The following is an 8,749-nucleotide window of genomic DNA, read 5'->3' as shown; positions in this document are numbered from 1 at the left end:
CTTTCGTCTCCGCCGATTCGTTCCGCGAGACGGACGGAACAGCATCCCGGCCGACAGACCGCAGCCGGCTGCGTGCCGTGCAAACGCCGCAGGTTTTCGAAGCGGCCTTATTGCGCAGAGCCTACGAAACGGAATTTTCGCCGGCCTTTACGGACGACGCCTCGGTCGTGGAACACGCCGGCCATCCGGTCTTCCTCTGCGAGGGCGAACGCCGCAATTTCAAGATCACCGCTCCCGAAGACCTCGTACTGGCCGAAGCGCTCCTCGCGGCGGACGACGAGCGGGACGAAACGGGCGGACAACCGGCCAATGCGGACGAGAAGCCGAACGAAACGGACGTGATGCCCGGCGAAGCCGCAGCGAACGGCGAACCGATACGTTCCGACGACCGGACGGCGTCTGCCGTGCAGACCGGCTTTCTGCGGGACACGCCTGCAGGGAGTACCGTCGCGCAGGATACAAGCACAGCGGATACCGCCATGCAACAAAACACGTCCGCCGGATATGCCGGTGCGGCAGCCCGCAAACCGGCATCCGGAAACAGAGGGCCGGAAAAGACAACCGTTCCGGCAGGCCGGGCGGCCAAACCGGCGGAACCGGAGCAAACGGCAACACCGACGGTGCATCCGGCCGATAAGACGGCATCGGAGCAGCTATCGAACAGCGGCGCAGCACATCCGGTCGCACATACGAGCAGAACGTCGCAGTACAGGACGAGCGCCCCGCATCCGGCCGAAACGTCAGCCGACCTCCCGACGGCGACAGGGGCCGAAACATCCGGCTCCGCCCCCGACGACGATTTTTTCGGCGGCGGCGCCGGAGCGATCCGATAAGACACGAATCATGGAGACGATTTACAAATACCGGTTCGGACGACGAACCCTCTATTGGACGGCTATCTACATCGTTTTCTTCGCACTGCTGGGCGGACTGCTCTACCACCTCTACGAAGGAGGTTATCTCTCGGCATGGTTCACATCGTTCGTGGCGGCTGTCGTCGCCCTCATGTCGCTCTCGATCCCCCGCAAGATCGTGGTAACGGACGACAGGATCGAGGTTCGCTGTCTGCTCGACATCACCGAGCTCCGCCTCAGCGAAATCGCCTCCGTGCGCCGCGTTCCGCCTCGTGAGATGAAGTGGATGCTTCCCCTGTTCGGCGGCTGCGGATTCTTCGGCTATTACGGCCACTACCTTGACCTCAAGGATTTCGACCGGGTGCGCATCTATGCGTCCGAATGGCGCAACTTCGTGGAAATCACCGATATTTACGAGGAGCGGCTCTATGTTTCATGCGCCGACGCCGACCGATTGGTCGCCCAGCTCGCCCCGCACGGCGTCAAAGGGTTCGACACGGAAGCGACCGACGTACCGAAAGAATGAACGCGGAGCCGGTCCGGCATCAAAAATCTCACCCCCGACGAAACGGACTCCGTCAGGGGTGCTTCTTATTTTCGAAGGCCCGCCGAGCGGTCCCGAAATTCCAAGCTCGAATCCGGCGATCGGCCACGTTTCCGCGAAACGCGGTCCGGCCGCCCGGTCAGTTCACATTCGGCAGGAACGAATAGTCGCGCGAATAGCCGAGCATCTGCTGCGTGTAATCGCAGGGATAGACGATCTTCACATCCGCCACCCGGCCGTCCTGCTCCACGAGTTCGAACTCGGGATTCACGAACCCGCCGTAAGGTTCGATGCCGAGCGCATCGTAGCGTTCGCGGACCTCGCGGTGGAGCTCCGGATCGACCTGCACGCCGTACTGCTCGACGAGCGCCGCACCCGCTTCGTAGTCGCCCTCCGACTTGATGCGCTGCACCTCGCGGAGCATCCGTCCGAAGAGCGTGCGGAGCCGGTCGAAATCGTTGACCACCACATAGGTCTTGCCGGCCTCCTCGACCCACTCGATCACACGGTCGTCTTTGCCGCGCTCGAAGCACCACTCGGCGATGAGTTTGCGGTTGCGCATGTGCGCCTCCTCGACGTTCTTGCCCGGTTCGATACGCGCGAGCTGCGTCATCAGACCGTTCATGATGTAGTTGGCGTACTGCGCCTTGGCCACATCCATCGACGGTACGACTCCCAGTTCGACGAGTTTCGGATCGCCCAGATAGTAGAGCGCGAAGAGGTCGGCGCGAGCCTCTTCGAGCGTCGAGCCGTAGCTCTTCAGTTCACCGCCCTTCACGCCGGGCGCCAACTGTCCCGAACCGTGGCCCAGACACTCGTGCAGATCGGTATGCAGATCGTCGCCCAGTTTGCCGTACTGCTCGATGCGTGCACGGTCCTCGGGCCGCAGCATGAACTCTTCGAGGAAGCCGTTGCCCAGCGCCGCCTGTTTGTAGGCATAGGTGATGTTGTCGATCGTAACCGACTTCGATCCGTACTCTTTGCGGATCCAGTCGGCATTGGGCAGGTTGATGCCGATCGGCGTCGAGGGATAGCAGTCGCCGCCCAGCATCGCCACGGTGATGACCTTGGCCGACACGCCCTTCACCTGTTTTTTCCTGTACTCCGGCGCCACGGGCGAGTGGTCCTCGAACCACTGCGCATTCTCCGAAATGATCTCCGTGCGGCGGCATGCTTCACGGTCCATGAAGTTCACGTTGGCCTCCCACGACGCTTTGCGGCCCAGCGGATCGCCGTAGTCTTCGATGAAGCCGTTGACGAAATCGACGTTCGAAAGCGTATCCTTCACCCAATGGATGTTGTAGCGGTCGAACTCGCGCAGATCGCCCGTTTTATAATAGGTAATGAGATGCGCGATAGTCGTTTTCTGCGGCTCTTTCGCCACTTCCGCAGCCTTTTCGAGCCAGTAGACGATGCGTTCGATGGCAGGCGAGTACATCCCGCCTACGCGCCAGACGCGCTCGGCGATCGTCCCGTCGGCCTGTTTCACCAGCTTCGAGTTGAGCCCGTAGGAGACCGGCTCGGGATCGCGGGGATCGGCCATGTCGGCATAGAACTTCTCGGCTTCGGCCTGCGTAACCCCCTCGTAGTAGTTGCTGCCCGATGCGGCGATCATATCCACGCCGGCGGTCTGATCGAGCCGCTTGGGGCAGACCTCCGGATCGAAGATGGCCGTGCAGACTTCGCGGCGCAGCGTATTCAACTCGCCGAACCGCTCCTCGGGAATGGTCTCGATGACGTCGAGCAGATAGCCCTCGGTGAATTCGGGCACGAACTTGTCGTTCGAATAGTGATGATGGATGCCGTTGGCGAACCAGACCTTTTTCAGGTACTTTTCGAGCGCTTTCCACTCGGCGCATTCGCGGTCGCCCGCATAGTTCTCGTAGACCGTTTCGAGCGTGCGGCGCACGGGCAGATTGTACTTGCAATTCTGGTCGTAGAGGATGTCGCGGCCGCACTTCGCGGCCTCGGCCAGATAGTAGACGAGCTCCTTCTCGTCGAGCGGAAGCTCGGCGAAGCCCGGGACCTCGTAACGGATCACCTTGATGTCGTCGAAGCGGTCGACGATCCACGGAGCCGTCTGCGGCTCGTCGGCGCAGGAGCTCGAAGCAGCGGTAAAAAGTGCCATAGATGCGATTGTAACGATTTTTTCCATATCGTTCGGGTTCATTTCGGTGTGCAAGGACAGTGCAGCCCGGTTTCGGGAGCAAACCGTACGGGGTCATGCCGAGACGGCCTCTGTCCGAGCGCGCGTTTATCCGGGAACAAATATAATGAAAAAAACGTTCGCCGCAAAGACGCCGACGTTTCGGCGCACCCGTCATGCCGGCGGCCGTCCTCCGGATTGCGGACGGTCGCGGAGCGAATACGCGGAACCGACGCCGGAAGGCCGGCACGAGACAGCTCTCCAGCATGCAGCACAGGACGGCGCGGGACAGCGAGGGGCACGACACGGAACGGACGTCGGCGTAAATTTGCTGCGTAACATCGGGCATAATCCGCTCTAACCCGGCATGCGGACGCTGTGCGAGCGGGCAGAGCGCATACCGGGTACGGAGAGCCGCGCCGAATACACGGTTCGCCGCGGGTTTGCCGCGGCGAACCGTCCTCGGACCGGCATCCCGAGATCAGAGGTCGTAACTCAGACGGATGTAGAAGACGCCGTTCCGGAGTTTGACATCGCTCTCATAGAGATTCTTATTGATATTCAGCAATCCCTGATCGTAACCGATGCCGATGCCGTAATGCCGTTTCAGCACTGCATCGACCCCGAAGCGCAATCCCAGATCCGAGCGTTTCAAGGCTTTCCGCCCCTCGACTTTGGTATTGAAATAGTCGAACCTGCGGCCTTCGTACTCCAGCACGACACCCTCCGCCTTCGCATTGGCGAACAGCCCCAGCGCATAGTAGAAGCCGACCTCGGGGCGAATCGAAACCATGCGGCCGCAGTCGATCCGGCGCTCAACGCAAGAGGCAGCTGCAGATAATAGAGGTTGTCCGTCGCGCCGTCGCTCTCGCCGCCGCGCCCCGTAAAATCCAGTCCGGTCCGAAAATAGAGCGGCACGGCACGCGCCACGCGCGTCGAAAGCGTGAAGCCCGCCTGAAACTGCGGTTGCGAGTTCGCCGCAACCGCTCCGCCCGTGGCGCTCGCACGTTCACAAGCCAGATTCAGGCCGGCGTGAACGCCCCATTCGAGCGGCTGCGCTCCTGCGGTAAAGTGCATGGCGGCCACGGCCGCGGTCAGAAGCAAAAGTTTTTTCATCGTCATTATCGGTTCGAGTCTCCCGGGCTTCGGAGGAGCCGTTCCACAAAACGGGTACGGAAGCCGCCCGCCGCCGGGGAGGGGCGGGTGTTCCCGACAGTTCGTGTTGCAACGATGCGAAAATAAGAAATTCCCCCCCCCGCAAATTTTTCGCAGGAAAAATCCGAACAATATCGTCTCGGACAGACGCAAAACCCTATCAAAAGCCTGCAATCGTACAACTTAGCACGTCATACGCAACCCGCACCGCACCTCCCCGCATTACCGCCTCCGCCCGTTCGAACGCCTCACCCGCCCCACCGCACGACAAGCGGTTCCGAACCGTTTTTCCTACCCGCGGCGCTTTTTATCCGATTTTCCTTCGTTATATCTTTTCTAATTTCTAACTTTGCCGCGCTGAACGGAAAGCAGCATTTCGCAATGAAAATATTCCATACGGTAAAGGAACTTCGCGCTGCGCTCGACGGGCGGGAGCAGTCGGCCCTCGGATTCGTTCCGACGATGGGCGCCCTGCATGCGGGACACCGCTCGCTCGTGGAACGCGCCCGCCGAGAGAACGACACGGTGGCGGTGAGCGTCTTCGTCAACCCCACGCAGTTCAACGATAAAAACGACCTCGGGCGCTATCCCCGTACGCCGGAAGCCGATGCCCGTCTGCTCGAAGAGGCCGGTGCGGACTTCGTGCTGATGCCATCGGTCGAGGAGATCTACCCCGAACCCGATACGCGCGTGTTCGACTTCGGACAGATCGACAAAGTGATGGAAGGCGCTACGCGGCCGGGCCATTTCAACGGCGTGGCGCAGGTCGTCAGCCGTCTGTTCGACATCGTGCGCCCCGCGCGCGCCTACTTCGGCGAGAAGGACTTCCAGCAGATCGCCGTCATCAGGGCGATGGTCGCTCAGCTCGGACTGCCGGTCGAGATCGTGGAGTGCCCCATCGTCCGCGGCGACGACGGTCTGGCCCTCTCGTCGCGCAACACGCTGCTCGATGCGGAGCACCGCGCCGCCGCACCTCACATCTACGCTTCGCTCCGGGCCGGCGTCGAAAAGTCGCACTCGATGTCGCCCGCCGAACTGAAAGCATGGGTTACGGCCGAAGTGGAACGCGATCCGCACCTGAAAGTGATCTATTTTCAGACGGTGGACGCCCGGACGATGCAGGAGGTGCGCACGTGGGACGAATCGCCCCGCATTCAGGGCTGCATCGCCGTACAGGCCGGCTCCGTGCGCTTAATCGACAACATACGTATCCGATAATGAAATTTCAGATCGAAGTAATCAAGTCCAAGATCCACCGCGTAACCGTTACGCAGGCGAACCTGAACTACGTGGGCAGCATCACCATCGACGAGGCGCTCATGGAGGCTGCGAACATGATCGAAGGCGAGAAGGTCCAGATCCTCGACATCAACAACGGCGAGCGTTTCGAGACCTACATCATCCGGGGCGAACGCGGCAGCGGATGCATCTGCCTCAACGGAGCCGCAGCCCGCAAGGTACAGGTGGGCGACGTAGTGATCATCGCCTCCTACGCGCTGCTGGATTTCGAAGACGCCAAGCAGTTCAAGCCGTGGATCGTCTTTCCCGACACGGCGACCAACCGGCTGATCCGGTAAGAGCATCGGCGCGCGTCTTCGGCATCCCGGGCGCACTCGGGAGCGACCCGGACATCGCCTCACGAAAACACCCCTAAAAATCAGGGGAAGCGTTTCCGGCATGCCGGCCGCAGAACCGAATGCCGTTCGAGCCATGCCGAGCCGGAAAAGCGGTTCCCCTCCGGCGATCCGGGACAACGGCGCTCTCACGGCACGGTTCTCTATTGGAAGCCGTTCGAAAGCATCCTTTCGGCCCTGCGCAACATCGTTTCGAATCCGTCCGCATCGTAACCGGACGAAAGCGCCACGACACATCCGTCGGCATCCAACAGGTAATTGCGCGGCACGGTCTGCTCGGCATACAGCCCGAAGATCGCACCGTCGGGATCGAGTCCCATAGGGAATCGGAGGCCCGACTCCTCGCGGAAAGCCGCCAATTCCTCCCTGCTCTCGCCGCGCGAGACGGCGAGCGACACGAACGCACGATCGGCGAAACGCTCCAGCACCTCGACCGGCATGACTGCCAGCTCCGCCCGGCACTCGGGACACCACGACGAAAAGAAGGTCAACAACACGACATTGCCGCGCAAATCCGAAAGGCGCACTGTTCCGCCGTCGAACAGCTCGACCGTGAAGTCGGGGGCCGCATCCCCCGCCTGTACGCGCGAAGCCGCTCCGGGCTCCTCCTCGCTGATACAGGCTCCGGCCAGACCGACCGACAGCACGAGCGCCCGTTTCACCGCACGGCGAGCCATCGCATACACCGTCCCTGCGAGACGGCCGGCGATCGCACGGTTTTCCGCGGTCCGGCTGGCGACACGGTCGCCGGTCGGACCGCAAGTTATTCGGATCAAACGCATCATGGGAACAAACTTACGAAAATTTTTCCGATATTCCGGCACACACATCGCCCACACACACGCCGCGGCCGCAAGTTCCGGAACGGGCCGATCGCCGCACAACGCACCATCCACGACCGGGAAAAGACGCCCGCACACGCACGCATCCGCCACACGCTCGCAACGCCCGGGCAGACAGCCCGAAACGTGCGGTCGAAAACGGTCGCCCGAAACATGATGCACCCTCCTCCACAACCGCCCCCGCCGGCGTCCTCCCTCCGCAATCGCCCGGATTGCGGAGAGAATCGTCGATTCGGCCCCAATCGGACAGAAGCAGCAGAGTTACCGGAACAGAACGGGACAGAAATAGAACAGGACGGAACAGGAACAGGAACAAGAACAGAAACAGAAACAGAGACAGGACAAGACAAAACAGAGCGAAACAGAACCGGACAGGACGGAACAGGACGGAATGCAAAGAAACGGGAAGCAACGCGAATCCCGAGGAAAAAAGCGTGCTGGATTTGGAATGATGCCGCATGCACGGTATCTTTGCCCTTCCAATCGGATCGAATCATGGACATATTCCTCTCCATAGCCGCCTTTCTGCTTTCGCTGCTCGGCATCGTCGGGTGCGTGGCGCCTCTGCTGCCCGGACCGGCACTGAGTTTCGCAGGCCTGCTCTGCGCCTACGGATGCTCCTACTCCTCGATGTCCGGAACGGCCGTCGTGCTGTGGCTCGCCGCCACGATCGTCGTCTCCGTGGCCGACTACTTCCTGCCGGCCTACATGACGCGGCTCATGGGCGGATCGCGCGCCGGCGAGATCGGCGCTACGATCGGCCTCGTGGTGGGGATGTTCTTTTTCTTCTCGGTCGCAAGCCTCATCCTGTGCCCGTTCTTCGGAGCCGTGGCCGGCGAACTGATCCACGACCGCACGAACTCCGGCCGTGCGTTCCGCAGCGGTCTGGGTTCGTTCGTCGCCTTCGCCGTGGGCACAGGCATCAAACTGGTGGTCTGCGTCGGAATGTTCGTCCATGTAGTCGCCGATACATGGCCGCCGCTGCGGGACTGGACCGTCTCGCTCTTCGGATAGCGTGCCGCTCCGGCCGGACGAGCGATTCGCCGCGCGCAATCAGGACCATCCCCGCATTCCGATCGCCGCACATATCCGCCTCCGGTACGGAGACGGAGCGCATGTCGTCCGACCATGTCGGAAACTCCCCCCCCCTCACGCATACGCAGCCACCGACCGCACGACATCACAGGCTCGTATCGGTCCTCCGGACAAGTTCGGACAGGCCCGGACAAAGGGAAGCTACGCGAAAAAACACGCAGCCAACAAACATTACCGCAATATCCCGCCCTCCGATCGCCCGTCAGCCACCTGCTTCCAACTTGCGACCGGAGCGAACCGAACGCCCCTCGCACGGTTATCCGTGCCGTCGGTCCGGCAACCCGACCTCCCCAGCGCCCGACGCAGGCGAGCGGCGAACAATCGGACCGTCTCGCTCTCCGGCGCTCGGATCGAGCATCCGCTCCCCGAAAAAAGCAGATCAACGAATGTCCACGCATCGCCGGTCCTCACACTCGGCCGAAAAACGGACGCATCGGCACCGATTCCGCCGCATGCGCCTCCGGACCCGCTGCATAACC

8 protein-coding genes are annotated in these 8,749 nt (G+C 61.7%); 5 read left to right on the top strand and 3 right to left on the bottom strand.

Features of this window, described 5'->3' with window-relative positions:
- A partial coding sequence (locus BN3659_RS13655) for an IspD/TarI family cytidylyltransferase (protein ID WP_171847708.1) occupies window positions 1-833 on the top strand: 833 nt, incomplete at its 5' end.
- 10 nt (window positions 834-843) lie between these two features.
- On the top strand, window positions 844-1,380 hold the full coding sequence (locus BN3659_RS05080; protein ID WP_091535094.1) for a PH domain-containing protein: 537 nt from the start codon (window positions 844-846) through the stop codon (window positions 1,378-1,380).
- A gap of 157 nt (window positions 1,381-1,537) precedes the next feature.
- Here the strand turns inward: BN3659_RS05080 and BN3659_RS05075 are convergent, their stop codons facing one another.
- The gene (locus BN3659_RS05075) at window positions 1,538-3,526 is read right to left on the bottom strand and encodes a dipeptidyl-peptidase 3 family protein (RefSeq protein ID WP_091535093.1); all 1,989 of its coding nucleotides are present in this window, start codon (window positions 3,524-3,526) and stop codon (window positions 1,538-1,540) included.
- A gap of 499 nt (window positions 3,527-4,025) precedes the next feature.
- Window positions 4,026-4,337 (bottom strand): hypothetical protein, encoded by a 312-nt coding sequence (locus BN3659_RS05070; protein ID WP_091535091.1) that lies wholly within the window; start codon window positions 4,335-4,337, stop codon window positions 4,026-4,028.
- A gap of 743 nt (window positions 4,338-5,080) precedes the next feature.
- Between BN3659_RS05070 and panC the strand changes: the two genes are divergently transcribed.
- Together panC and panD are read left to right on the top strand one after the other, a co-directional pair.
- A complete protein-coding gene (gene panC / locus BN3659_RS05065) occupies window positions 5,081-5,917 on the top strand; it encodes a pantoate--beta-alanine ligase (protein WP_091535090.1) in 837 nt (278 codons plus the stop codon).
- A complete protein-coding gene (panD, locus tag BN3659_RS05060) occupies window positions 5,917-6,276 on the top strand; it encodes an aspartate 1-decarboxylase (protein ID WP_091535088.1) in 360 nt (119 codons plus the stop codon). The genes panC and panD overlap by 1 nt, the downstream gene beginning before the upstream one ends.
- 200 nt (window positions 6,277-6,476) lie before the next feature.
- Here panD and BN3659_RS05055 read toward each other — a convergent pair whose 3' ends face one another.
- Window positions 6,477-7,118, bottom strand: a complete 642-nt coding sequence (locus BN3659_RS05055; protein WP_171847706.1) for a peroxiredoxin family protein — start codon at window positions 7,116-7,118, stop codon at window positions 6,477-6,479.
- A gap of 552 nt (window positions 7,119-7,670) precedes the next feature.
- On the opposite strand from BN3659_RS05055, the gene BN3659_RS05050 reads away from it, so the two are divergent.
- On the top strand, window positions 7,671-8,189 hold the full coding sequence (locus BN3659_RS05050) for a DUF456 domain-containing protein (protein ID WP_091535085.1): 519 nt from the start codon (window positions 7,671-7,673) through the stop codon (window positions 8,187-8,189).
- The last annotated feature ends 560 nt before the right edge of the window (window positions 8,190-8,749 follow it).

Source organism: Alistipes sp. CHKCI003 (assembly GCF_900021155.1).
Taxonomy (GTDB): Bacteria; Bacteroidota; Bacteroidia; order Bacteroidales; family Rikenellaceae; genus Alistipes; species Alistipes excrementavium.
Note: the sequence above shows the minus strand (reverse complement) of the source record. Positions and strands in the feature narration are given on the sequence as shown.